The sequence below is a fragment of the Anoxybacillus sp. LAT27 genome (assembly GCF_022030075.1).
In the GTDB taxonomy this organism is placed as follows: Bacteria; Bacillota; Bacilli; order Bacillales; family Anoxybacillaceae; genus Anoxybacillus; species Anoxybacillus kestanbolensis.
In genome coordinates, this window is the sequence record NZ_JAIWYK010000209.1 from 1 (window position 1) to 258 (window position 258).

1 protein-coding gene is annotated in these 258 nt (G+C 66.3%); it reads right to left on the reverse strand.

Annotated elements, in window-relative coordinates; translation table 11 throughout:
• Positions 1 to 258 (reverse strand): ATP-binding cassette domain-containing protein (locus LD028_RS09155; protein ID WP_237811632.1); only part of this gene is annotated, 258 nt, incomplete at both ends.

A 258-nucleotide genomic window follows, 5' to 3' on the forward strand; every position in this document is an offset into this window, starting at 1 on the left:
CTGGATCGTCACGTCCAGGGCCGTCGTCGGCTCGTCAGCGATGATCAGCTTGGGGTCGCACGCCATCGCCATCGCGATCATCACGCGCTGCCGCATCCCCCCGGAGAGCTGGTGCGGGTACTCCCCGTAGATCTCCTCCGCGCGCGGCATGCCCACCGCTTTCAGCATCGCGATCGCCCGTTCCTTGGCCTGCGCCTTGCTCACTTTCCAGTGCAGCAGGATCGCTTCTTCGATCTGCCTGCCCACCGTGTGCAGCGG